The sequence below is a fragment of the Nibricoccus aquaticus genome (genome assembly GCF_002310495.1).
GTDB classification, from domain to species: domain Bacteria; phylum Verrucomicrobiota; class Verrucomicrobiia; order Opitutales; family Opitutaceae; genus Nibricoccus; species Nibricoccus aquaticus.
Genome location: NZ_CP023344.1, coordinates 2,383,961 through 2,407,528, shown reverse-complemented (window position 1 = coordinate 2,407,528; position 23,568 = coordinate 2,383,961). Strand labels below are relative to the sequence as shown.

Genomic DNA, 23,568 nt, shown 5'->3' with positions numbered 1-23,568 from the left:
CCGGGGGCCACACACAGGACACCTGCGCCGCCGGGCTTTTGTCCCTACCCCAAGAACGGAGCAGACCCGGCGGCGCTTCTGTGTGTTTCCAGATCAAACACCGCCGTCCGCAAAACCCCTTCACCTATTTCCACCCGCTCACTCCGGCTTGGTCAACCGCTCCAGCTCCTCCAGATACGCCAGCGCCTCCTCGCGATTCGCGCCGCACATCGAATCCACCGGCCGCAGACTCGCGCAAAACCCGGGTCGCTCTGGCTTCCCGAAAAGCCCGCACCGATAGTCTTCCAGTAAATGGATACAAGGCACGCCCGCCGGCTTGAACCCCATCTCCGGGATCGAGCCGATACTCGGCGCGATGCAACACGCCCCGCACCCCGCCCGGCACGCGATCACTGTTTCCTTTGTGCTCATCTGCGCACGCGTGCGATGCCTCCCGCCATCACCACTCACTTGAGCTGCAAATCCACGCGCGCGCCTTTCGCCGTTTCGCCCGTCAGCGAAATCCGCTCCGCGTCGATGTGCCCGTCGTCAATCAGGTAACTGCGCACACGCCTCGCTCGCTCACCCGCGAGTTCGCGCAGCGTGTTCTCATCCACCGTGATCGCCGCCAGCAGCTTCGCGCGCATCTCCTCCGTCGTCGGCCCCGCCGGCACGGCCTCAGCCTGCGCGCCCACCGTCGCCGCACCCGTCGGATCAGTCGTCATCGCACGCGGCGGCGGAGCCTTGGGCGTCGCCACCTTCGTCGAACCCACCGGCGCAGGCGCGCCGCCCCGGCGAAACATCCGCACCACCGGCGTCCAGATACGTTTCTTCTCCTCAGCTTCATCCGACGACTCCGCCTCGGCACTCTTCGCCCCCGGGCCCGCTTCCGACCCAGACAGCTCTCTCGGCTCAAACGCCGCCCGATAAAACACGCCCGTCAACCGTGCCGTCGCTTCCGGCGAGAGCGTGATCTGCTCCGGCGGCGGCACCACCGCACCCGGCCCCGCGATCCTGCGCTGCTCTTCCCAGAGCGCCACGCGCATCCCCTTTTCCAACGCCTGCTCGCGCAGCATCGGCGCATCCGCCGCCGCGCCAAACGCCCCCGCGATATCCAGCCGCAGCGCAGGCCGCTCGGTCAGCGCCTTCGCGATCACATCCAGTTTCCTCCGACTGTCATCCGTCAGCTCAGCCGAGCCCGCGACGAACTCCTGAAACGCCAGCTCTTCGCTCTTCGCCCCGCCGCCAAACATCGAGCCCAGCAGCGCGAACGGCGAGGTCGCCGCCTTCGTCAAAATATTCCCGAGCACGCGCCACACGACGCGCCCCACCCGGAACTCCGGATCGTCCATGCTGCCCTGTACCGGCACATCCAGTACGATCTTCCCCTGCCGGTCTCGCAGCAACGCCAGCGCCAGCCCCACCGGCAGCTTCGTCGCCTCCGGGCTGTCCGTCTTCGCCCCGAGCGTGAACTGATCCAGCGTCACCACATTGCTCGTATCGAGCCGCCGCTGCGAGAGCTTCGCCCGCACATCCAGCGTCAACGCGCCTTTCGCCAGCTCGTACCCGGCGAATTTCCCCACGTACGGCCCCGTCGGCTGCAAATCGATCCCGCGAAAATCCACCTTCAAATCCGTGAACGCCTCCGCCGCCAGCGGATTGATCTGCCCGCGTATCGAAACCGGGGCGACGCCATCCACCTTCCCCTTCAGATCCACATCCGCCCGCGCCAGCGTCGCCGACGACAATCCGCTCACCGTTCCGCTCAGCTGGTTGAGCGCGATCTTCACATCCGGCTCCATCGAGCGATCCGCGAACGTAAATGCCGCGTTGTTCAGCGTGAACCGGTCGATCGCGATGAACGTCGTCGATTGCTCCGCCGCAGCCGCAACAGGCGCACCTCCCGTCTTCGCCTTGTTGAACGTCACCGCCGGACTCTGCGCCGCCGCGGCCTTCACCTGCCCCGCGCCCGCAGGCGTCACCATCAAATCCAGCAGATTGATCGCGCCGTTCTCGCCCACCACCACGCGCCCCACCGGCTCCGTCCACTCGATGTCCGCCACCAGCAGCTTCAGCGACGGCGAAGTGGCCGCCTCGATACCGCGCAACGAGAGTGCCTTCCAATGCGCCAGCTCCTCATCGCCCTCGCCTTCCATCACCTGAAAATCCTCCACGCCCGCATCCGCTTGCGCCGTGATCGCCGGCAACCCGCCGCCCACGCCAGCCGCCACCGCCACGCGCGCCTTCGCCGACACCGAGCCTCGCGCGATCCGCGCCTTCACGAACATCTCCGCATACGGACTCACCGACGCCAGCGGCACTTTATCCACCGTCACCGTCAGATCTCCCTTGAGCGGCTGCGGCGCCACCGCGCCCGACACCGCCACCGATCCGCCACCCGCGATCTTCGCGCTGAATTCCACCGGCGAACTCTTCGCCAGCTGCGCCAGCGAAACGTCCTTCACGTTCAGCGTCACCTCCGTCAGCTCCTGCCGCGCCGCCCTCGGCGTGGTCGTGTCGTTAACCACCACCGCAAGCCCCGCCACCGCCAGCTCGCCCAGCACCGCATTCAGCAAACTCGTTCCCTCTTCACCGCTTCCCGCCGCTCCGCCGCCCACCGGCAACGCGCCCGCCTTCGGCGTCGCCAGCCGCATCAAATCGATGCCGTCCGCATCCCGCGTCACCACCACGCGACCGCCGTTGAGCGCCACCTTCGCGACCGACGCGGAGTTCACCGCCGAGTCCGCCGATAATCCCGTCAGCTCCAGCGACTCCAGCGCCACCGCCGGCTCCGCCGCACCCGGCGCGCCCAGCTTGAAATTCTTCAAACTCACCACGCCTTCGCTCAACCGCACCGCCGGTTTGTCCTGCGCGAGCACCAGCTCGTAACGCCCGCTCACCGCGAGCAACCCATCCGTGATCGCGAACTTCGCATAACGCCCCACGTACGGTTTGTACTTTTTCAGCACGATGCTCCCGAGCGAAAACTCGCCCGCCGAGCGCAACGGCGCCACCGCCACCGTTCCCTTCCACCCGATCGTCTCCCCCGATTCCGTCACCGCCGCGAACTCACCCGGCGCCTGGTTTTTCCCGCCCGTATTAAACTCCCGCACCGAAAAACTCACTGGCCCCACCGTCGTCGCGAACGGCTCCGCCTCCGTCTCCTCCCGATAGTCCAGACTCGCCCCGCTCACCGTCAGCCGCCGCACCAACAGCGCCTTCGGCTCACTCGTCTTCGGCGCGCCCGCGCTCATCGCTTCCAACCGCTTCACGATGTCCGCGAAATTCAATTTCCCTTCGCGGTCCGTCCTCACCCGCGCTGCCGCACCTTCAAGCGTCACTTCATCGAAACGCCACTCGCCCGCGAACAACGACCACGAATCGAAATTCGCGAATGCCCGCTTCCACGCCACGAAGTCGCTCTTCCCATCCAACTCGCGAATCGCAAACCCCTCGATCGCGCCCGAGAGCTTCAGCGGATTCAGCGACACCTTCGCCACCGTCACCTCGCGACCGATCTCGGCCGACAACCGCTTCGCCAGCTGCGCCCGCACGATCGGCGGCGCCACGAAAAATCCCACCACGACATAGAGAACAAAAAGCCCCGCCACGATGAACAGCAGGCGCAGCCATTGGGGAGAACGCTGGCCATCACGAGCCCGCGCCTGACGAAGTTCCTTGATACTGGGGTTGCTCACGCGCGCACCGTACGCGCGCCGCCAATGCAGGCAAGCCGCTCGAATTCACCCCGCACCGGACGCTCCCCGCAAATACCCGTTGTCCACTTCGCCCTGCGCCGCTTTCTGAAACCCGCTTCAACTCATCCCGCCACATTTCGTCTCCACGAAATCCTCCAGCCGCTTCATGCCCCTCCCCGCCGCGCTTCCAGAAAAACCTTCCCGCATCGACCTCATCGACGCCCTCCGCGGCTCCGCCCTGCTCGGCATTTTCCTGCTCCACTGCATCGAGCACTTCGAGTTCAGCCAGTACCCGCCCGATCCTCCCGCCTGGCTCGCCTCGCTCAACCAGCAGACCAAAGACACGCTCTTCTTCCTCTTCGGCGGAAAGGCCTACGCCATCTTCGCGATGATGTTTGGCGTCAGCTTCTCTCTCATCATCGACAGCGCCGCCCGCAAAGGCCTCGATTTCCGCGCCCGCTTCGTCTGGCGCCTCTTCCTCCTCGGCGCCGGCGGCTACCTCTTCGGCCTGCTCTACTGCGGCGAAATCCTCACCATGCTCGCCGTCCTCGGCCTGCCGCTCGTCTTCCTCCACAAAGCCCCCGACCGCCTCCTCCTCTGGCTCTCCGCCCTCCTCCTGCTCCAACTCCCTTTCCTCTACCAACTCCTCCGCAGCTTCGCCGACCCCGCCTACCAACCGCTCCGCCTCGGCGTCGGCGCCTACTACCGCGAGATGTATCAGGTTTTCGGCCACGAGGGCTTCCTCGAAGTCGTGAAGGTCAACGCCTGGACCAGCATCCTCGGCCGCTCCGCCTGGGCCATCGAAAACGGCCGCTACCTCCAGATGTTCGGCCTTTTCCTCTGGGGCATCGTTCTCGCCCGCGCCCGCTTCTTCGAAAACCCCGACGCCTCCTCCCGCCTCGCCCGCCGTGCCTTGATCGTCGCCCTCATCGCCGCCGTCGCCCTGTACGTCGCTCGCGCCGGACTTCCCTCGCTGGACGCCTCCAAAGTCCAGCAAGGCATCCTCAAAAAACTCCTCACCTCCTGGCTAGCCCTCGCCCAGATGGTCGTCTGGGCCGCCGGCTTCATCCTGCTCTACCAACTCCCTCGCGTCCAAAAACTCCTCCGCCTGCTCATCCCCTTCGGCCGCACCAGCCTCACCTGCTACGTCCTCCAAAACGCCCTGGGCGTTCTCCTCTTCTACCACTTCGGCGCCGGACTCTTCCGCCACTGGGGCCAGTTCTACAGCCTCCTCTTCGGCCTCGCTGTCTTCGCCGTTCAACTCCCACTTATGCACGTCTGGCTCCGCCATTTTCACTACGGCCCGCTCGAATGGCTCTGGCGCTGCCTCACCCAGCTCTCCTTCAAGACGCCTTTCCGAAAACGCGACCAGCCGTCATCCGTCCCCGCATAATCCCGGAAGCGCCAACGTCCACGTCGGCTTCACCCCGTCACCCGCGTCCACGCCGCCACGACCGACGGCAGCTCACGCACACTCTTCAACTCGAAGAAACGCCCCGCCGCCGCCGGCACGTTCTCCACGCGCTCATGCTCCCACGTGATGTGATAAGGCACATGCGCGCCCGATCCTCCCAACGCCAGCACCGGCACGATATCCGACTTCAACGAATTCCCCACCATCAAAAAATTCTCCGCCGCGATCCCATGCCTCCGGAAAATCCCCGCGTACGTCCGCTCATCCTTCTCCGACACGATCTCCACATGGCGAAACCGCTCCGCCAGTCCTGACTTCCTCAGCTTCCGCTCCTGATCGCGCAAATCCCCCTTCGTGATCACCAGCAACCGATGCGCCGGCGCCAGCACCTCAAGGGTCTCCGCCACGCCATCCAGCAACTCCACCGGATGCGCCAGCATCTCCCGCCCGAGCTCCAGCAACTGCCGGATTTCCTCCGCCGAGATTTTTCCCTCCGTCAGCTGAATCGCCGTCTCGATCGCAGACAGCGTGAACCCTTTCACGCCATAGCCGTACAGCTCAAGATTCCGCATCTCCGTCGCGAACTGCGTCCGATCCACGGTCGCCGCATCATGATACCGCGCCAGCAACGCCCGGAAGCGCACATGGACGTTTTCGAAAATCGTCTCGTTATGCCACAGCGTGTCATCCGCATCGAACCCGATCACATACTCACGTTCACTCATGCCCGCGAAGAATCACAATCCCCCGCCCCAGCGAAAGCCCGGAATCTCTCTTCATGAAAATCCTCCTCCGATCCCTCCGAAATCCTGTTCATCCTCTTAATCCTGTCCAAAACCTCCGCCCTTCCCTTCCACCTCCGCCCTCCGTGCCCATCCGTGTCATCTGTCGTCAAAAAATTCCCCGTCATTCGCATCCCTTCGCGTCCATCCGCGCTTAAAACAAACTCATCTGCACCCCGCCCGGCCTGCGAAAAAACTCCGTCGAGATATGCCCCGGCTCCTTGTTGAGCCCTGCCCGCCGCGCCGCCACCGCGAACAAATCATGGATCTGCTCCGCGAAAATCCCCTCGCCCCGCATCCGCTTTCCCCACTCGGCCACATTTAGCTCCCCGCCTCTTAACTCCCGCACCCGATCCAGCACCCGCGCCTTCTTCGACGGCGCATGCACATCCAGCCAGTGCGAAAAAATCCCTTTCACCGCATACGGCAGCCGGAGCACCACATAACCCGCCCGCCGCGCCCCCGCCTTCGCCGCCGCATCGAGGATCGCCGGCATCTCATGCTCCGTCAGGCCCGGGATGATCGGCGCCGTCATCACCCCCACCGGCACACCTGCCTCCGCCAGCATCCGGATCGCCCGCAACCGATGCTCCGGCCGCGCCGCCCTCGGCTCCAGTTTCCCCGCCAGCTCCGCGTCCAGCGTCGTGATCGTCACGTACACCACCGCGCACTTCCACTTCGCCAGCTCGCCCAGCAGATCCCGGTCGCGCGTCACCAAAAAATTCTTCGTCACGATCCCCACCGGATTCCGAAACTCCGCAAACACCTCCAGGCACTTCCGCGTCAGCCCGAAATGCCGCTCCGCCGGCTGATAACAATCCGTCACCCCGTTCATCGACACCACCTGCGGCTCCCACTTCGGCCGCGCCAGCTCCTTCCGCAACAACTCCGGCGCTTTCAACTTCACCAAAATCTTCGTCTCGAAATCCAGCCCGCTGCTCCACCCCAGATACTCGTGAAACGGCCGCGCATAACAGTACGCGCATCCGTGCTCGCAACCCCGATACACATTCATTCCGTACGCGAACGGGATGTCCGGACTGTCGTTGCGCGTGAGCAGCGACTCCGTCGCATCGTGAAAAAACTCCGTGCGCGGGTCCGGCCGCTCGTCCGGCAAGCCCTCCACATCGCACTGCCACGTCTCCACATCGCACGCCACGTGCAGCCGCTCGAACCGGTTCGGCGGATTGATCGCCGGCCCTCTCCCGAGAAACGCCACTGAAGGCTGAGCAACTGGATCGGGTTCAGACATAAATTCGGCTACGTTCGGATGAACATGCAAAACCCCACTCCGCAACCTTCCTCCTCAAAATTTTCCCCAACCTCCGCCCCCCCTCCCGTTTGTCATCCATGAGATGACACCCCTCCCCTCCGAAATCCTGTTCATCCTGTTAATCCTGTCCAAAAACTCCGCCCTCCCGTCCGCCCTCCGCCATCCGTGCCCATCCGTGTCATCCGTGGTTAAAAACCCTCCGAACAGTCGCCTCCATCAGCGTCCATTCGCGATTAAAATAAACCACCCGCCCCGCGCTCGCCTTCTTCCGCCCCTTTCTCCCTTCGCTCTTCACCATTCACTCCTCCCCCTTCCCTCACTCCCGCGCTTTACCCCCGGCACCTCCCTCGATTTCATGGGTCGCACTCCCCTCCATGAAGCCCGCCCGCGTCCTCAGCCGCCTCTTCCTTCTCATCCTCGCCCTGGCCACCGCCTTCGCGCCGCTCTCCCACGCCGCCCTCCCCGTCGAAGACGCCACCGCGCGGCTCAAAGAGATCGTCGAGGCCCAGAAGAAAATCTTCGCCAAGGCCGAGGCCGCCGGCGACGACGCCAATACCGACGACCTCCGCGTCCAGCTCCAGCAAATCGCCCAGGACTACGACCGCCTCCTCGCCGTCCATAAAGACTTCGTCCCCGCCTACGTCGCCTACGGCCTCATGCTCGGCAAAATCGGCATGAGCAAAGAATCCGTCGTCATGCTCCTGCGCGCCAACCAGCTCGATAAAGACCTCCCCATCGTCAAAAACCAGCTCGGCAACCACCTCGCCGAGGACGGCAAACCTCTCGAGGCCATCAACTACTTCCTCGCCGCCATCAAACTCGCCCCCGACGAACCTCTCTACCACTACCAGCTCGGCATGTTGCTCACCGAAGCACGCGACGACTTTCTCAAAACCGATCAGTGGACCCGCGCCACCCTCGACGAAACCCTCCACAAAGCCTTCGAGCGCGCCATGACCCTCGCCCCCGACGACTGGCGCTACTCCTACCAATACGGCCTCTCCTTCTACGAACTCGAAACCGGCGAATGGGAAGCCGCCCTCCAGTTCTGGCGCGCCTTCGAGAAAAAATTGAAGCCCGGCGTCGAACAGGAAGTCTGCCGCCTCCACCAGGCCAAAGTCCTCCACGAACTCCGCCGCACCGACGAAGCCCGCACCCTCCTCGCCTCCGTCAACGAACCCGCCCTCTCCCGCCAGAAGGAAAAAATCGCCGCCACCCTCGACACACCCGTCGCTGCACCAGCCGCATCCACCCCCGCGCCCGATACGGTGAAGTGACGCCACGCCTGCCCCCGCCTGGCGCGCCCGGCAGAAAAAATCCGCAACAAACGCCCCCGCCTCCCCGTCAGGCCGGGCGGATAAACCGATTCCCTCCACGTCCAGCCGCAGCATGTCCCGCCTCGTCCTCCGTCTCGCCGCCACCCTCGCCACCGTCTGCGCCCTCCTCCCGCACACACTCCCGGCCGCGACCGAGCTGCATTTGAAAAATGGAGACACCCTCCGCGGCGAACACCTCAAAACTGAAAACGGCCTCATCCACTTCAAATCCCCCGTCCTCGGCACGATCCTCATTCCCGCGATCGACGCCAAAATCATCAACGTCCCCGACACCCCAGTCGAAAGCCTGGTCGGCCTCCCTCCCGCCAAGTCCGCCGCCCCTGCCGAAAAACCCTCCGGCTCCGCGCCCACCGCCGGCACCACCCAGTCCGCCGCCGCTAAAAACGCCCCGCCCGCCCCGAAACCAAAATGGAAGGGTAAGATCGAGTTCGGCTACCAGCAGCAATCCGGACGCCGCGACATGATCACCGGCTCCCTCCGCGTCGATGCTGAGAGCGCCGCCAAGACTGCCAACCTCCTCAAAGCCAGTGGCCGCGTCCTCTACGGAAAGCAAAATAACCAGGTCAACTCCGAGCGCTACGAAGCCTCCTTCCGCTGGCGCCACGAACTCAGCGAGCGCACCTTCACGCAGACGCTCACCAGCTACTTCATCGATCGCGTAAAACACATCGACCACAACTTCGAGCAAAACGCCGGCCTCGGCTACCGCTTCCTCCAGCGCGGCCGCCACATCCTCAACGCCGGCCTCGGCGGCACCGGCCAGTACCGCGAAACCAATGGCCTGCCCGAAGACTGGATCTACCTCAGCGAATTCTTCCAGGACTACTCCTACAAGATCAGCGGCCGCCTCACCCTCCTCCAGGAATCCGGTGTGCTCTACTCCACCAAGCCGATCCTCCACGGCAACGTGCCCGCGGAAAACTACCGCTTCCGCTTCAACACCTCCCTCCAGGGCCGCGTCAGCGAACGCGTGTCGTTGAATCTTCGCTACGAGTACGAGTACGACAACAGCATCGCCAATAAAACCCTCCGCGCCGATCAGCGCGTGACGAGCTCCATCGGCTACGCCCTCTGACCGCTTTCCCCTGGAGGGACGACCTCCCTGTCGTCCGTTCGCTCTCCGCGTACCCGGTGCCCCTCACCCGCCTTTCCGCATTCGCAGGTTGAACATCCCCGCCCGCGCCTAAACCGTCTTCCCATGTCTCTGTTGCAACGCCTGGAGCGCCGCCTCGAACCCTTCGCCATCACCAACCTCACGCTCTTCATCGTGATCGGCCAGGTCTTCGTGCTGCTCACATCGATGATGAACCTCATCGACGTGAACCTGCTCACACTCGTTCCCGCCCTCGTCCAGGCCGGCGAATGGTGGCGCCTCTTCACCTTCGTCTTCATCCCGCCCGCCTCCGGCTACCTCTTCATCGCCTTCGCCCTTTACCTGCTCTACCTCTACGGCAGCGCGCTCGAACACTTCTGGGGCCCCCTGCGCTACAACCTCTTCCTCCTAACCGGCTGGGCCCTCACCGTCGGCCTCTCCTTCATCACCCCCTACTCGATCGCCACCAACATCTTCATCGGCGGCGCCGTCTTCCTCGCCTTCGCCTGGGTGCATCCCAACTTTGAACTCCTGCTGTTCTTCGTCCTCCCCGTGAAAATCAAGTGGCTGGCCCTGCTCGCCTGGGCGGGCTACGCGTTCCAGTTTTTCAGCGGCGGCCTCTCCGCCAAACTCGCCGTCGCCGCCGCCGTCGGCAATTTCCTGATCTTCTTCGGCGCCGACCTCCTCCGCGCCCTCCGCCAGCAAGGCCGCCGCAACCCCGCCGCCTCCCTGCGCCGCGATGACGAAAAGGCCTCCGCCACCGACGCCCGCCACACCTGCTCCGTCTGTAACCGCACCGACCGCACCAATCCCGAACTCGATTTCCGCTACGCCTCCGACGACCGCTGCTACTGCACCGACCACCTGCCCAGCCGGCAACCAACCGCCACCAGCGACAAAGCCGCCTCCTGATCGCGCTACGCGTTCGCACTTTCACACGTCCATGGCCCGCGCGAAAAAATCTCCCGCCCCGCTCACCGCCCTTCCGCCCACGTCCCAACTCGCGACTCTCCGCGACTGGCTCGCCTTCGCCGAAGACGTTTACGCCCGCGCCTCCCTCGCCCTCGGCCAGGTTGCCACAACCGCCCACGACGAAGCCCTCTACCTTTTCCTCCGCACCCTCGACTGGCCGCTCGACAGCGACCCGCGCGTCCTCGACCAAAAACTCTCCCCCGCCCAGCGCATCGCCCTCCGCGAAATCCTCGCCCGCCGCGCCATCGAACGCATCCCCGCCGGCTACCTCACCCGCGAAGCCTTCCTCGGCGAACACCGTTTCTACGTAGACGAACGCGTCATCATCCCCCGCTCCTACTTCCTCGAACTCATCCCCACCCTCGCCACGTATCTGCCATCCAACGTCACCGTCAAAAACGCCGTCGATGTCTGCACCGGCTCCGGCTGCCTCGCCCTCCTCCTCGCCCACGAATTCCCCAAGGCTAAAGTGGACGCCATCGACCTCTCCCCCGCCGCCCTCGAAGTCGCCGCCATCAACGTCAAAGCCCACCAGCTCACCCGCCGCGTCACCCTCCACAAGAGCGACGTCTTCACCTCAGTTCCTCCGGTGAAGTACGACATCCTCCTCAGCAACCCGCCCTACGAACCCAGCGCCCTCTGCGACAACCTCCCCGTCGAGTTCCAGAAAGAACCCCGCATGGCTCTCGACGGCGGCAAAGACGGCCTCGACATCATCCGCCGCCTCCTCATCCAGGCCCGCGACCGCCTTCAACCCCACGGCATCGTCGTCCTCGAAGTCGGCGCCCTCCAGCCCGCGATGAACAAAGAATTCAAATCCCTCCGTCTCCAATGGCTGGAGACACAAGATGGCAGCAACTGCGTCTGCCTCATCCACGCCGCCCGCCTAAGGTAGGGTCTCCCCAGGTAGGGCCGGCACGCCGTGCCCGGCCTCCCCACCGCGCATCCCCCACCCACCGGCTCCCCCCCGCCCAGCGTCCATCCTCCGTTTTGCGCCCCCCTTGCGCCTTTTTGCGGCCACGCCTTCTGCTCCTTCCCCGCTAGACGCCCATCCGCAGCGCCGACAGCCGCGCCTCGCTCGACTCACCGCAGCCTCCGCCCTCCGACAGCGACCACCACGCCGCACCCGCACGCAACACCCGGCAGGCCGCGCCACCCTCGAGCTCCACGCGGAAATCCGCTCCGCGCCCCGCGTCAGCATTCTCCGCTCCGCCACCCGCCACACACGCCACCCAGAACTCTTCCGCCACATGTTCGCCGCGGAGCCCTGGCATCACCGACAACGAAAACAACACATGACTGCTCACGCCGAGATCCACGCACACCGCCTTGCGAACTCCGCCGGCACCACCCGCGACTAGATCGCGCATCCACGAACGCCCAAACGGAGTCATCACCACCGCCACCCCATCCTCCCGCGCCTCCCGCTTCGAGTCCGCCCGCCCCACATACCCCGCCGCGAATCCTCCCTCAAAACTCCACAGCTTCCGCGCGCTCCGCACCCGGTGTACGCGCACATGACTGCTCTCCGCCGCGATCAACCACGTCTGCACCTCCACATCCGCCCACGGCAGCCACCGCGAATAAGCCACCCCGTCCTTCACCTGCGCGTCGAAACACTGCTCGCGCACACGAAACCGCCGCCCGTCATCGCTCAACGCCAGCATCGAGTCGAACCCGCCTTCCTGCGGCGTCGCCGAACTCACAGGCACGCTGAAACCAAACCGCGTCGAGTACGCGAACTTCGAATACTTCTGCGGCGCATGCCTCGGCCAGTCGCCCACTTCCTGCCCCGGGTTGATCGCCGTCACTTCCCGAGTTTGCGGATCGGTCACCGCCACCAGCCGCGCCCCGAGGAGGGTCTTCACCACCGGCCGCAGCGGCAGCGGCGCTTCCTCCGCCCGCCAGAACGGATGACTCTCCGGCAGCGCCAGCGGCAAAAACGCCTTCATCGCCCAGTACGGCGACCCCGACGAGTTGTAGCTCTCTGCCATCGCCAGATTCGGATAAGCATACCCAATCGTGAGCAGCCCCGTCTCCGAAAAAATCGGCTGCCGCATCCACCAGCGCAGATGCCGCAGATAAAGCCCCTTCACCACCGGCCACGGCATCGCTTCCACCGGAGCAAACGCCAGCGCGCCCCAAAACGCTCCCTGCGCAAACCGGTACGTCAGGCTCCGCCCAAACGGCAGCGCCGCTCCGTCCGCCGAAAAATAATGCACGAAGTCCCCCGCGAAGAGCCGCGCCCGCTCCAGATAACGCGACGCCCGCACCGGGTCCGACGCCCCCGCGACCCTTGCATAGATCAGCGCGTAGAAATGAAACGCCATCGGCACGTAATAATCCCCCGTCCGCCCATCGCGCAGATGCGCCGCCCGCGCTCCGTCCTCGTACCAACCATTGCCCAGGTAAAACGTGTCCAGCTTCGCCAGATCCGCCTCCACCCGCTCCGCGCTCCACGGCTGCCCGCGCGTCCGCAGTCCCAGATTCACCAATACGCGAAAAAATAGCCAGTTGCTCTGCACCAGCTGCACGCCGTTGATCCGCGAGATCCACGCCACCAGCCGCGCCTGCGTCGTCTTCGATAACTTCTCCCACAGCTCCTTCGGCGCAAGCGCCAGCCCCGCGCCAAACGCCCCCATCTCCACGCTTCGTTGATCGTAATCGCCCGGTTCACCCCAGTATTCCGGATGCGCCGGATTTGTCCCGTTCTCGATCCCCGTCCGCCACAAATCCCAGTGCTTGAACTTCCCCCCGCCCGCCGCCAGCGACGCGAGTCCCCACAGCGGACGCGCAAACCCTTCCAGCAATCCCGCCGGATCTCCGTACAGCGCCCGGTTCGGCCCCAGCATCACCTGCGCGCGCCCCGGCGAAAAATGCGCCGTCACAGGCTCGATCAGCTCATGCACCAAACGCTGCACATCATCTCGGGTTTTCAGGGGATTTCGGGCGAAGGTAGACATGGGGAATTTCGAGTACCGCGAGTGCGAAACCGCCAGGACACTCCAACGGTCGCTGCCCTAGAACAAACAATTCCCGACCTCGCACAATACTCCCTGCAAAATCCCCGCGCCTCTCCCTCTTCCAACGACGACGTTGCGATCACACCTCCTCGCCAGCGCGAAAAATTCGCTCACGCCATGCGCATGAACTCCTCGCGCGTGACTCCATGCCGCAACGGCTCGCCCCGCAAAAACCGGCCAAACTCATCGACCATCGCCCGTCCCATGCGCCGGCACTCCGGACCTAGAGAGCCCGCGAGATGAGGAGTGAGAAACACGTTCGGCAAATCATAGAGCGGCGACATCGCCTCCGGAGGCTCTGGATCGGTGACATCCAGAATCGCCTGCAAATCGGGCCGATCTCGCAACGCCGCCACGAGGTCGCGCTCATTCACCAGTCCACCGCGCGCGGTGTTGATGAGCGTCGCGCCAGGCTTCATCCGCGCGAGCAACCGGGCATTCACCATGCCAGCCGTCGCCGGCAGCAGCGGGGTATGCAGCGATACGATGTCAGCTTCCGCGAAGAGCTGATCCAGCGAAACGGGCCTGATTTTCAGTCGGGCAAAGGTTTCTGCCGACGCAAAGGGGTCGTGCGCGATGATCTTCACGTCCAGTTGCCCCAGCCATTCAGCTACTCGACGTCCCACCTGCCCAAGAGAAGCCAGCCCGACTGTGGAATCGACCCCTCCGGGCAACGGGAGCGGACTCACGGATGGAACAACTGAATACGCCCGCCGCTGCCGCACGACCGCTGCTTGCTGCCACGCCCGCTTCAACGAAAGCAGGATCGAGCCGAAGGCATACTCCGCCGTGGGGATCGCGTTCAACGCCGCGGCATTCGCAAAAACGATTCCTCGCGCCCAGCTTTCTTCCGTCAAAATCCCCCGCAGCGAACCCGCTCCATGAAAAACCACCCGCAGTCTTGGCATGCGCGTCAGTAGTGCCGTATCGAGCCGCGGACAGAGCCATCCGGTGAACAGCACCTCGACTTCACCCAGCCAAGGCGGCGGTGAATCAGCCAGTTCCTCCGCTGTCAGCGGCGCGCCCAGCACACGGCCCAAAGCGGAAGCCGCGTTGAAACACTCATCACCGTACGTGTCGCGAAACACGTCGGCCCCCATTAAAAACGCGATGTTCATGATGATTGGGCTCCTGGAGGGATCTCAGCCGCCGCTGCGGCCCGCCGACGGGCCAGTTCTTCTTTGATCTGATAGGCACCCGTTTCCGTGAGCTCGTACCGCCGGATAAAATACAGCGCCAGCAGCGCGCCGATCAGCGGCGCCAGCACGTAGCTATACTTCATGAACAGGAGCGTCTGCGCCGACTGCGCGCCCAGCTTCGCATTGAACCCAATCCAGACCAGAATGAAGCCGGCAATGAGCGACCCGAGCGAGTTGCCCGCTTTCTCAAACCAGCTGAGCAGCGACGAAAATAATGCCTCCCGCCTCAGACCCGTGCGCCATTCATCTTGATCGGCCACATCGCCCAGCATCGCGTTCGTCATCAGCGAAAGCCCTGCGATCGCCGCCCCGTTTGTGCCCAGCACGATAAACTGCAGCCAGGGATTACCGGGCTGGTAAACGATGATCTTGCTCAGACAGCCAGCGATCAAAACGCCCGCCGCAACTTGCAGCGTCCGCTTTTTCCCAAGACGCCGCGCGATCGCCGGATAAACCAGCAGCGACATCACGATGGCCGCCACATGGAAGGCCGATCCGAGAAACCCGTAGGCAAACGCCGCGCCCTTCAAGTCGCCGCCAAACACGTAATACGTGTTCATGTAGATCCCGAGCATGCCCACGATGTTATACCCGAAGCTTGAAACGAAACGCGCGCCGAGGAGCGCTTTGAACGAGCGGTTGTCACCGATCATCTTGAGATTTTTACGCAGCGACGTGCGCGGCTGCTTCACCGCGATCCGTTTGTAGTGCCTTTCCCGGCACATGAAAACGGGCAGCAACCCTGCGATAAGAAACAGGACAACGCATCCGCCCGTCACCCAGCGCAGCCCGGAGATCTGATCGGAAAACACGTCCAGCTGCGTCAGCTTGAACAGCCACTGGCTGCCGATCTGGAACGCAAAGCCGAACGCCAGCGTGAGTCCCGCGAGCCGCGTACGCTCGTGATAATCGTCCGTCGCCTCCACCATCAGCCCGCCCAGCGGCATCGCGTAGAGCGAGTGCGCCGCATAAAAAACCAGCGACACCAGCAGCAGGTGCCAGAAGAGCATCGACTCACTCGCTCCCGCCGGAAACCACCAGAGCGCCCCGAACAACAACGCCAGCGGCACAGCACTGGCCAGCAACAACGGACGCCGGCGCCCCCAGCGGGAACGAAAATTATCCGAGAACTGCCCGACAATCGGATCCAGCATCGCATCCCAGAAACGTTGGATAAAAACGACCAGGCTGATGAGCGCGGGATTGAGCCCGAGCGTCATGTTGAAGATCGGATTCACCAGCACGTGCAGCGTTCCATGCGTGCCGTCCGCCACGACTTTGCCCAGGCCAAGACCAATTTTCTCGCGCAGCGGCACACGATCCACCGATTCGGTTTTATGAGGAGCAGCAGAAGGTGACGTAGACATGCGCGAGAGTAAGTGACCGCGGAAGCACATCGACCGATGAGCTTCCGCAAAAGTTGATTAGGATTTGCTGATGCCGGTGCGTTTCGTCTGGAGACTCACTCCGGGCCAGACGCTGGCACCTCCGCGAAAACAGCCGCCGGCAAAAGATTCACAGAGGAATGCGCGACGAGATTCTTGAGCGCTCATGGGTTGGGTGTTGGGCATCGCCGCTTCGTCATCCAAGAAACGAAGCCCGGTCGATGCGCTCAACAAATGGCCTTTCTTCGTCAACGAAACCACGCCACATCTTTAGCGTACAGTGATGAACGACATTTCACCCTTCCGCTCGCGGCAAGCCCACGCCTGCTAAAACTCATCCGTGAACGCTTCGTCTTCCGAGTCCGATAAACGCCGTGTCTCCCTGCGCGCGATCGCCAGTGCCGCGCGCGTGAGTCTGATGACTGTTTCCTACGCACTGAGAAACAGCCCGCAGGTTTCAGCCGACGAACGCAGCCGCATCCAGGCGCTCGCGGAAAAAATGGGCTATCGGCCCGATCCCCTGCTCACCCATCTAATGCAGCATCTGCGCTCCCAGCGCGTGCTGAAGTCCGCCGGAAATCTCGGCGTCCTCCAAACGCGCACCGCCCCGTTCGTGAAGCACCTCGTGCATGGAGCCACCGCCCGCGCCACCCGTCTCGGGTACACGCTCGATCACATCGATTTGCGCACATACCAAGGCCACCCCCAAGCGCTCACGCGCATGCTGCTCGCTCGCGGGATCAGCGGACTGTTGCTCGCGCCGACTCCCGATCCCGCGAACTACGAACAGTTGCTCGACTGGAGCAAATTCACCGCTGTCGCCATGACGTACTCCGTCGTAACGCCTCACGTGCATCGCGTCGTCACTCATCACTTCGATAATGCGGTGCGCACCTTCGCATTACTTGCCGAACGCGGCTGCAAACGCGTCGCCCTCGCGATGGCCCGCGACATGGAGTTTCGCGCGAACCACTCTTACAGCGGCGCCTATCTTCGCACGGCTTTCGCCACGGGAAACCACGTCTCCCCGATACTTTTCCTCGACGAAGTCAGTCGGCGCGATCTGCGCAGCTGGTTCGATCAACATTCCCCCGATGCGATCGTCGCCGCCAACGCCCGCCAGGTCCACGAAAGCCTGCTCCCCGGCCTGGGCGCGCGCGCCTGCGCCAACCTCGCTTTCGCCACGCTCGATCACGAACGCGGCGAAAGAATCGCCGGCATCGACCAACGCTTCGAAATCATCGGCAGTCACGCCGTGGATGCCGTGGTCGCCCAAATCCACCGCAGCGAAAAAGGCCTCCCGGAAAATCCGACCATCGCCATGGTCGAAGGCCATTGGGTCGAAGAAAACGGACTTTATCCGTTTCAAAAAACGAGAGCGTAAACGACCGGCCCGATACCGCCCTCGCCTCAGATCAGCGCATTGCGCCGGATCACCTCGCTATACCACCGCGCGCTCAGCTTTGGCGTGCGCCGCTGCGTCTTGAAATCCGTGTGCACGATTCCAAAACGCCGCTCATAGCCGTCCTCCCACTCGTAATTATCCATGAACGACCAGAGGAAATATCCCTTCACATTCGCGCCGTCCTTCATCGCCGCGCGCAGTTGGTGCAGGTAACTCCGTACGCACTCGCGCCGGTGCAGATCGGTAAACTCCACGCCAGGCGTCGCCTCCTCGTTGTAGCCCGCGCCGTGCTCCGTGACATAAATCGGGATCTTCCCATAAAGCTCCGCCACAAACTTAGGCCCCCAATAAAGCACCTGCGGCATCAGATACAGCCACGTGCAATCGCTCCGTGGATAACTCGACGGAAACGCCACGCGCTCAAACGCGCCTTCCGCCGCATTCGTCCCGCCTGCCCTTCCTTTCGTCTTCACCGCGCGCGCGAAATACCCCGTGTAGATATTCAGCCCGAGAAAATCCGTCGTCTGCGCGATCAGTTTGAAATCGCCCTTCTCCACCTTCGGCGCCGCCGCACCCGCCGACTTCAGATAACTCTTCGCGTACCGCCCGTTGAAGATCGGATCGAGCACGCGGATGTTATCCTCCACAAACGCCGCCCGCGCCGCCGCGATGTTCTCCGGCCGCAAATCCACCGGCACCGGAATCGTTGCGTTGTCCGTGAGCCCGACTCGCGCCCCGCGCCCGCCATGCTCACGCACCGCCCGCACGCCATGCCCGTGGCAAAGCAGCGCGTGGTGATACGTCTGGTTCACCACCGCGTCCGACTCCTTTAAGCCCGGCGCCTTGCTGCCCACACCGTACCCCAGCTTCGTGAAACAAAAAATCTCGTTCAGCGTGATCCAGTTTTTCACGCGATCACTGAATGCCTGCACGATCGTGTCGGCATAAACTGCAAACGCGTCCACCACGCTTCGGTTCCTCCACCCGCCTTCGTCTTCGAGCGCCTGCGGCAGATCCCAATGAAACATCGTCACCCACGGCGTGATCCCGTGCTTCTTGAGCGAATCGAAAAGCCGGTGATAAAACGCCAGCCCCGCCGCACTCACCTCGCCGCGTCCTTTCGGAAAAATCCGCGGCCACGCGATCGAGAGCCGGTAATGCCGGATGCCCAGCGAACGCATCAGCGCGAAATCCTCGTCGAACCGGTGATAGTGATCGCACGCCACATCGAGCGTGTCGCCATTCGCCACCGCGCCCGGCTTCCGCGCGAACGTGTCCCAAATCGACGCCCCCTTGCCGCCAGCAAAGGCCGCGCCCTCGATTTGCGCCGCCGCCGTGGCGGTGCCCCAGACAAAGTTGGATGGAAAACGAACAGGTTTCATGGAGTAGTGGGTAATCGGTGACGCCACGACGGAGCCGTGAAATCGACTGGAGCAAAGGGCGGGGCGGCCTTCTTCACGCTGCGACGCGCGTCATCACAGACAACGCGCGCCACACTCTATCGGTTGCGTGCCACCCGCTCGCTCACGGCAGCATCTTCGCGCCGAAATACAGCACCGCCACGCTCAGCGCGCCGCACACCAGCGTCGCCACAATCGCCCCGCGCGCATTGCCGCGATAGGCCTTCTCCCCACGCGCATCCGCCTCGGCGATGGCCGCGCGCGCCGTCGAGACCGCTTTCCAGGAAAGCCACGCCTTCAACAACGCGCATCCGATGATCACGCCATACAAAATCCGTCCCGAGTTCGCGGCGATATTTGCGCCATGCAACCGCCCCAAGAACATCGCGTCCAACACGAGAAGACAGAGCACGTTCAAGATCGCGAACATCGACGCTCGCCCTGCGATTTTTTGCACCAGCAGTTCGCCCGCACTGAGCCTCGTCGGATCATCCACCGTGATCACTTCATTCGCGTTGCCCGATTCACCGCTCGAAATTTTCTCCTCCTCCGCCTTGAGCGGAAACGGAGCCTTGAACGCCGCCCAGACCGACGGCACCGACGCCACCATCACCACGATGAAAAAGGTCGAGAACCCCAGCAGCTCCGCCAGCGGCCCCGAGATCATGTTCGTCGGCACCAGCATCAAATTCATCAGCGCCGTCGCGAACGCATAGTGCGTCATCGTCCGCCGCCCCGGTGCCAGCTGCTGCATCATATAGATCATGTTGCCGACCATCCCGAAGCCGTAGCCAAATTTCTCGATGCTCACCATCGACGCGATGAACGCATAGCTCGCCCCTCCCCCCCCCGCCGCCACATGGCTCAGCGCCACATAGGTGAAATGCGGCACGTTCAAACATAGCCCCATGATCCACAACGCGCGCGACAGCCCCATCTTTCCCGCGAACCACCCGCCCAAAAGCCCGCCGCAAATCGACGCACCCGTCCCAAACATCGCATCGATCTGGCTCACCTGACCCGCAGAAAGTCCTAGTCCCCCTTCCGCCGTCGCCGAGCGAAGAAACAACTGCCCTTCCATCAAGATCAGCCCCTCGCCCAACCGGTACAGACACACAAACGCCATCATCCCCCAGAACGCCCGCTTGTGAAAAAACGTTACAGCCGTGTGTCCGAAGTCCTCAAATACAGCCGCGAAATTCTTCGGCCGCTCCGTCACCGACCCCGTCGGCAGATACCAATAATGCCACGCAAACAACAGCAGCATCGCCGCCCCGCACGAGCACATCACACCCTGCCACATTTGCTGCTCCGACCAGCCAAACACCGGCTGCAGCCGCGTCATCGCGTAGATGAATCCTCCCGTCGCCAGCACCTTCCCGCTCACCCAGCACATGCCTTGCACTCCGGCGAATTTCGCCTGCGCCGGCTTGTCCAGGGAGGTCAGATAAACGCCATCCGCACAAATATCCTGCGTCGATGACGCGAACGCCGCCACCCAGAGCAGCGCGAGGCTCACTTGGAAAAATCCGCTCCCCGGGATCGACATCGCCACGCCCACGAAGAGCGCCGCCAGCACCAGCTCCATCAGCAGCACGAAAAATTTCTTCGTGCGGTACATGTCGAGAAACGCCGCCCAAAACGGCTTCGCCGACCACGCCAGCCCGATGCTCCCCAGAGCGATCGTGATCTCGGAGTTCGAGTACCCCATCGACTTGTACATATTCGCGGCCGTGCCGCTCATGATGACATTGAATGGAATGCCCATCGCCAGATACAGCGTGGGCACCCACAGGAATGGGTGGCGGCGGAATTTATCCATGGAGGTAGTAAGAAGCAGAAACTGAAACGAACAGTCGCGGGGTCAGGCCCTCATCTCTCGCACACCGGCGCAGAGCGGCCACCGCAAAAAAGAAAACCCGCCAGACATCGGCAGCTTCCGAAGGCCTACCCCTAGACTTTTCGATCTGCCCGATATCTGGCGGAAAATAAACCGACCCGATTTCAAAACCACACGCCTATCGGGCGCACGTCCGCCGTCAGTCTCACAAGAGACCAGCGCGAAAACAGCCACAGCGATAACGGGGTGAAACATCGGAACGGGGGTATGCCGTCACAACGCAGCATCCCCTCCTCTAAGAAAACCCCGCACCCACTCTATCGGTAGAACAACCGCCTTCGCATCCGCCCGTCTCACACCCCGCTTTTCCCTCGTAAAACCGCCCGTGCGCCCACCCGATTTCGGGTTCGCACTAAACGTTAGAGTGACCCTCATCTTGTGCGTAGAGCCACCGGCTTTTCTAACTCTCCCCGCTTTCGTCACCCCACGCCTTCGTCCTCCCCCGCGCCGCCCCTCTGCCCATCCACGTCCCCATGAGCCCGTCCATCGATGCCACCCCCGCCAGTGGAGCACACCGCCCCACGCTGAAGGACATCGCCCGCGAATCCGGCTACCACATCACCACTGTCTCCCTCGCCCTACGCGACCACAGCAGCATCCCCGACTCCACCCGCCAGCGCATTAAAGAGATCGCCACCCGCCTCGGCTACGAGCGCAACCCCGTCTTCCACGCCCTCAGCCGCTTCCGCCAGCAAGGCTCCGTCTGCGCCCCGTCCCCTCGCATCGCGTATTTGGAAAATTACAACATCGGCTACGGCCGCGAGCGCCCGCCGTACATGCGAGAGATCCACGAGGGCGCCCAGCGCCAGGCCGGCCTCCTCGGCTACCAGCTCGAAGTCCTCGCCGTCGGCGAAGACAATCACGATTCCCGCAGCCTCACCAAACACCTCCGCGAAAATCAGATCACCGGCATCGTCATCGGCGGCTTCGTCCCGGGCTTCGCCGAGATCGCTCTCAACTGGGACGACTACGCCGTCGCGAAAATCCACTCCCGCCACACCGAGCCCGACGCCCCCACCATCGGCAACGATCACATCCGCGAGGTCCGCCTCGCCTTCCGCCGCCTCGCCGCCCTCGGCTATAAACGCATCGGCATGGCCGTCGGTCGCGCCGACGAAGACGCCTGCGGCCACCGCCATTCCGCCGGTTACCTCATGGAAGAGACCTCCCTCCCTCCCGAGCGCCGCGTCCCCCCGCTCCTCTTTCCCTACAATAGCGACGCCACCACCCTCGGCGGCATCATCGCCCGCTGGGTCCGCCGCCACAACATCGACGCCGTCCTCTGCAACTGGTCCAACATCCACGAACTCCTCGCGACCGACGGCCTCCGCGTCCCCCAACAAGTCGCCTGCGCCTGCCTCTGCCTCTGCGATCCCGCCCCCGCCGGTCTCGCCGGCATCCGCCCCCATCTCCATCTCCTCGGCGAACGCGCCGTATCCACCGTCGTGGCACAACTCAAATCCGGCGAACGCGGCGTCCCCGAATTCGCCTCATCCCTCTATGTCCAAAGCGTCTGGCAGGACGGCGAAAGCGCCCCGGCCCGCGGCTGATTCAGCCACGACTCCGGCTCCGAAGAAAAAATACCACACCCTGGCCGACATCGCGGCCAAGGCGGGCGTCCACGTGACCACCGTCTCTCTGGCGCTGCGCGAGCACCCGAGCATCCCGCCCGCCACCCGTGCCCGCATCCGCGCCGTCGCCAACGAATTCGGCTACCAGCGCGACCCTCTGCTCGACGCCCTCAACTTCCACCGCGCCCGCCAGACCCAGCAGGCCCGCTCTGTCAGCTCCGCCTTCGTCGTCCACGCCGGCGCCTCCCGTCTCTTCGGCGGCTTTGGCGGCAATCACTATCAACCCCTCGTGTACGAAGGCGCCAAAGCCGCCGCCGAAGCCCGCGGCCACACGCTCGATATCTTCGTCGTCGGCCACGGCCACCTCGCCCCCGCCCGCCTCAACACCATCCTCGCCGCCCGCGGCATCACCGGCGTCCTCCTCTCCACCTTCGAGATCGACATCGAGCAGCTCGACCTCGACTGGGGCCAGTTCTGCGCCGTCAAAATCGAGTGCACCCACCTCAGCCCTCACCTCGACGCCGTATCCAACGACCAACTCCAGGTCGCCCGTCTCGCCATGCGCCGCCTCCGCAAGCTCGGCTACCGCCGCATCGGCCTCGCCACCGCCCGCGAAGACCAGACCCGCCTCGCCGAATCCTTCGGCATGGGCGTCCTCCTCGAACAAGCCTCCCTCCCCGAAGCCGAGTGCGTCCCCCCGCTCATCTTCAACCTCGCCGACGTCCCCATGCTCCCGCGTCTCATCGCCGAGTGGATGCGCGAGCACCGCGTCGATGTCATCATCTCCAACTGGAACGAACTCTTCGACATGTTCGCCACCGCCGGCATCCGCCTCCCGCAGGATGTCGCCTTCGCCTGCCTCGACGTTCCCCCAAGCATGTCGCACGTCGCCGGCGTCGTTCAAAATCACCGCCTCGTCGGCAAGCGCGCCATGGAGCAACTCGCCATCATGACCGACGCCTACCAGCGCGGCGTGCCCGAGGCGCAAACCATCACGTACATCCCCGGCTACTGGCAGGACGGCGTCACCGCCCCCGGCCGCCCCCACCACCAGTCCACTTGGGCCTGACTGGTCCGAGGTGGAACGCGCCGTCTCGGCGCGTTATCGACTCCGCCCCTCTTGAATCCGTCGTGCCT

The 23,568-nt window shown here is 63.8% G+C and carries 17 protein-coding genes; 8 read left to right on the top strand and 9 right to left on the bottom strand.

All coding sequences use genetic code 11. The features are described from left to right. Positions 1-138: 138 nt before the first annotated feature. Positions 139-411: a zinc/iron-chelating domain-containing protein gene (locus tag CMV30_RS09760; protein ID WP_096057706.1), complete on the bottom strand. Its 273-nt coding sequence runs from the start codon at positions 409-411 to the stop codon at positions 139-141. A 35-nt stretch (positions 412-446) separates the two neighbouring features. Then, on the bottom strand, positions 447-3,677 hold the full coding sequence (locus CMV30_RS09755; RefSeq protein WP_138223218.1) for a DUF748 domain-containing protein: 3,231 nt from the start codon (positions 3,675-3,677) through the stop codon (positions 447-449). Positions 3,678-3,843: 166 nt separating this feature from the next. Here CMV30_RS09755 and CMV30_RS09745 point away from each other — a divergent pair, with 166 nt between their 5' ends. Then, complete coding sequence (locus tag CMV30_RS09745) at positions 3,844-5,070, top strand: DUF418 domain-containing protein (RefSeq protein WP_096055848.1); 1,227 nt, start codon at positions 3,844-3,846, stop codon at positions 5,068-5,070. A gap of 29 nt (positions 5,071-5,099) precedes the next feature. On the opposite strand, the gene CMV30_RS09740 is transcribed toward CMV30_RS09745, so the two are convergent. Both CMV30_RS09740 and CMV30_RS09730 read right to left on the bottom strand, forming a co-directional pair. Next, a complete protein-coding gene (locus tag CMV30_RS09740; RefSeq protein WP_096055847.1) occupies positions 5,100-5,816 on the bottom strand; it encodes an HAD family hydrolase in 717 nt (238 codons plus the stop codon). Positions 5,817-6,027: 211 nt separating this feature from the next. Then, entirely contained in the window at positions 6,028-7,125 is a 1,098-nt protein-coding gene (locus CMV30_RS09730) for a PA0069 family radical SAM protein (protein ID WP_096055845.1), read from the bottom strand. Positions 7,126-7,520: 395 nt separating this feature from the next. Between CMV30_RS09730 and CMV30_RS09725 the strand changes: the two genes are divergently transcribed. The 4 genes from CMV30_RS09725 (at position 7,521) to prmB (ending at position 11,443) form a co-directional block, all read left to right on the top strand. Continuing rightward, on the top strand, positions 7,521-8,423 hold the full coding sequence (locus CMV30_RS09725; RefSeq protein WP_096055844.1) for a tetratricopeptide repeat protein: 903 nt from the start codon (positions 7,521-7,523) through the stop codon (positions 8,421-8,423). A 112-nt stretch (positions 8,424-8,535) separates the two neighbouring features. Beyond that, positions 8,536-9,558, top strand: a complete 1,023-nt coding sequence (locus tag CMV30_RS20740; RefSeq protein ID WP_096055843.1) for a DUF481 domain-containing protein — start codon at positions 8,536-8,538, stop codon at positions 9,556-9,558. A 123-nt stretch (positions 9,559-9,681) separates the two neighbouring features. Next, positions 9,682-10,488, top strand: coding sequence for a rhomboid family intramembrane serine protease (locus CMV30_RS09715; RefSeq protein WP_096055842.1), 807 nt, complete (start codon positions 9,682-9,684; stop codon positions 10,486-10,488). 31 nt (positions 10,489-10,519) lie between these two features. After that, positions 10,520-11,443: a 50S ribosomal protein L3 N(5)-glutamine methyltransferase gene (prmB, locus tag CMV30_RS09710; protein WP_096055841.1), complete on the top strand. Its 924-nt coding sequence runs from the start codon at positions 10,520-10,522 to the stop codon at positions 11,441-11,443. Positions 11,444-11,588: 145 nt separating this feature from the next. Here the strand turns inward: prmB and CMV30_RS09705 are convergent, their stop codons facing one another. The 3 genes from CMV30_RS09705 to CMV30_RS09695 form a co-directional block, all read right to left on the bottom strand. Further along, positions 11,589-13,511, bottom strand: a complete 1,923-nt coding sequence (locus tag CMV30_RS09705; RefSeq protein WP_096055840.1) for a DUF2264 domain-containing protein — start codon at positions 13,509-13,511, stop codon at positions 11,589-11,591. Positions 13,512-13,681: 170 nt separating this feature from the next. Then, a complete protein-coding gene (locus tag CMV30_RS09700; protein ID WP_096055839.1) occupies positions 13,682-14,689 on the bottom strand; it encodes a hydroxyacid dehydrogenase in 1,008 nt (335 codons plus the stop codon). Further along, positions 14,686-16,137, bottom strand: coding sequence for an MFS transporter (locus tag CMV30_RS09695; protein ID WP_175414812.1), 1,452 nt, complete (start codon positions 16,135-16,137; stop codon positions 14,686-14,688). Before CMV30_RS09695 ends, CMV30_RS09700 begins: the two co-directional genes overlap by 4 nt. Positions 16,138-16,495: 358 nt before the next feature. Between CMV30_RS09695 and CMV30_RS09690 the strand changes: the two genes are divergently transcribed. Then, positions 16,496-17,539: a LacI family DNA-binding transcriptional regulator gene (locus CMV30_RS09690; RefSeq protein ID WP_096055837.1), complete on the top strand. Its 1,044-nt coding sequence runs from the start codon at positions 16,496-16,498 to the stop codon at positions 17,537-17,539. 26 nt (positions 17,540-17,565) lie between these two features. Here the strand turns inward: CMV30_RS09690 and CMV30_RS09685 are convergent, their stop codons facing one another. Beyond that, complete coding sequence (locus tag CMV30_RS09685) at positions 17,566-18,942, bottom strand: GH1 family beta-glucosidase (RefSeq protein ID WP_096055836.1); 1,377 nt, start codon at positions 18,940-18,942, stop codon at positions 17,566-17,568. 142 nt (positions 18,943-19,084) lie between these two features. Then, complete coding sequence (locus tag CMV30_RS09680) at positions 19,085-20,782, bottom strand: MFS transporter (RefSeq protein ID WP_096055835.1); 1,698 nt, start codon at positions 20,780-20,782, stop codon at positions 19,085-19,087. A 551-nt stretch (positions 20,783-21,333) separates the two neighbouring features. Here CMV30_RS09680 and CMV30_RS09675 point away from each other — a divergent pair. After that, positions 21,334-22,410 (top strand): LacI family DNA-binding transcriptional regulator, encoded by a 1,077-nt coding sequence (locus CMV30_RS09675; RefSeq protein ID WP_096055834.1) that lies wholly within the window; start codon positions 21,334-21,336, stop codon positions 22,408-22,410. Next, the gene (locus CMV30_RS09670; RefSeq protein ID WP_096055833.1) at positions 22,361-23,500 is read left to right on the top strand and encodes a LacI family DNA-binding transcriptional regulator; all 1,140 of its coding nucleotides are present in this window, start codon (positions 22,361-22,363) and stop codon (positions 23,498-23,500) included. Before CMV30_RS09675 ends, CMV30_RS09670 begins: the two co-directional genes overlap by 50 nt. Positions 23,501-23,568: the final 68 nt, after the last annotated feature.

Excerpts from the sequence above, each read along its gene's own strand:
- CMV30_RS09740 (WP_096055847.1), bottom strand. The coding sequence starts at position 5,816 with ATGAGTGAACGTGAGTATGTGATCGGGTTCGATGCGGATGACACGCTG.
- CMV30_RS09680 (WP_096055835.1), bottom strand. The coding sequence starts at position 20,782 with ATGGATAAATTCCGCCGCCACCCATTCCTGTGGGTGCCCACGCTGTAT.
- prmB (WP_096055841.1), top strand. The coding sequence starts at position 10,520 with ATGGCCCGCGCGAAAAAATCTCCCGCCCCGCTCACCGCCCTTCCGCCC.
- CMV30_RS09685 (WP_096055836.1), bottom strand. The coding sequence starts at position 18,942 with ATGAAACCTGTTCGTTTTCCATCCAACTTTGTCTGGGGCACCGCCACG.
- CMV30_RS09700 (WP_096055839.1), bottom strand. The coding sequence starts at position 14,689 with ATGAACATCGCGTTTTTAATGGGGGCCGACGTGTTTCGCGACACGTAC.
- CMV30_RS09695 (WP_175414812.1), bottom strand. The coding sequence starts at position 16,137 with ATGTCTACGTCACCTTCTGCTGCTCCTCATAAAACCGAATCGGTGGAT.
- CMV30_RS09715 (WP_096055842.1), top strand. The coding sequence starts at position 9,682 with ATGTCTCTGTTGCAACGCCTGGAGCGCCGCCTCGAACCCTTCGCCATC.
- CMV30_RS20740 (WP_096055843.1), top strand. The coding sequence starts at position 8,536 with ATGTCCCGCCTCGTCCTCCGTCTCGCCGCCACCCTCGCCACCGTCTGC.
- CMV30_RS09745 (WP_096055848.1), top strand. The coding sequence starts at position 3,844 with ATGCCCCTCCCCGCCGCGCTTCCAGAAAAACCTTCCCGCATCGACCTC.
- CMV30_RS09725 (WP_096055844.1), top strand. The coding sequence starts at position 7,521 with ATGAAGCCCGCCCGCGTCCTCAGCCGCCTCTTCCTTCTCATCCTCGCC.
- CMV30_RS09705 (WP_096055840.1), bottom strand. The coding sequence starts at position 13,511 with ATGTCTACCTTCGCCCGAAATCCCCTGAAAACCCGAGATGATGTGCAG.
- CMV30_RS09730 (WP_096055845.1), bottom strand. The coding sequence starts at position 7,125 with ATGTCTGAACCCGATCCAGTTGCTCAGCCTTCAGTGGCGTTTCTCGGG.
- CMV30_RS09675 (WP_096055834.1), top strand. The coding sequence starts at position 21,334 with ATGAGCCCGTCCATCGATGCCACCCCCGCCAGTGGAGCACACCGCCCC.
- CMV30_RS09670 (WP_096055833.1), top strand. The coding sequence starts at position 22,361 with ATGTCCAAAGCGTCTGGCAGGACGGCGAAAGCGCCCCGGCCCGCGGCT.
- CMV30_RS09760 (WP_096057706.1), bottom strand. The coding sequence starts at position 411 with ATGAGCACAAAGGAAACAGTGATCGCGTGCCGGGCGGGGTGCGGGGCG.